Source organism: Dyella silvatica (assembly GCF_026283955.1).
Lineage (GTDB): Bacteria > Pseudomonadota > Gammaproteobacteria > Xanthomonadales > Rhodanobacteraceae > Dyella_C > Dyella_C silvatica.
Window position 1 is genome coordinate 1 of sequence record NZ_JAPDPE010000229.1, and the last position, 981, is coordinate 981.

At 64.0% G+C, this 981-nt stretch carries 1 pseudogene; it reads right to left on the bottom strand.

Annotated features, from left to right (window positions below):
* Window positions 1–981, bottom strand: a pseudogene (locus OUZ52_RS22810) (hypothetical protein); the annotation flags it as partial.

Below are 981 nucleotides of genomic sequence, written 5' to 3' on the forward strand. Positions count from 1 at the left end.
GAGGCGGCTACCGGCGGTATAGCCGTAGCGGGTGGTGGCGGTGTTTCCAGCCACGGTCAGCTGTTTGCTGGAGCGACGGCCGAGACGGTCGTAGCAGTACACCGTGGTGGTCGTACTTTCGATGATCCGGGTAAGCCGGCCCAGGGACACCGCACCGCTGCAGCCGGTGACGCTGTCGACCTCGTCATAGGCATACGTGATGTTCTGGCTGGTGTCGGTGTAGGTCTGGGTGGTGCGGCGACCTAGCGCGTCGTAACTAAAGCTGGTGGTGACGCCGCGGGCATCGGTCTGGCTCAGGCGGTTGCCGGCGGCATCGTAGCTGGCGCTGGCATTGCCGGTATCCGGGCTTTGCAGGCTGGTGGGGTTGTTCAGGCCGTCATAGCCGTAGGTAGTGTTGAGGCCATCGGGATCGCTGACGCCTTCGAGCCGGTCCAGTGCGTCGTAGGCGAACACGCTGCTGCTGTTCCGGGTCGCCGTGTCGGTGCCGTTGTAGTTGTCCAGCGTACTGACCAGGCGGTTGAGGCCGTCGTAGCTTTGCTTGCGCTGCGTGCCCAGGGCATCGGCGGTGTGCACCAGGTTGCCATTGGCGTCGTAGCTGTCGCTGTAGCTGGCGTTGAAGACGGTGTGGCTGAGGGCATCGGTGACCGTGGTCAACTGGCCCAGGGTATTGAAGTTGCGCGTCAGCGAACGACGCACGACCGCGCCGACATCGAAGGTCTCTTCCTTGGTCTTATTACCCGCCGCATCCAGCGTGTAGTGGATGCGATTGCCGAGCACATCGGTGATGTCGGTCAGGCGGTGGGCCGGATCGTAGGTGTAAGTGACAGCGACACCATCGGGGTCGGTGACCTGGGTGACATTGCCGGTGGCGTCGTAGGCGATCTGGGTCAACGCATCGCCGGCCGAGGCCGAGCCATCGGCGTTGGCACGCACGGTGCGGGTAAGCAACCAGCCGCGCGGGTGATAGGTCAGGTCGGTGAT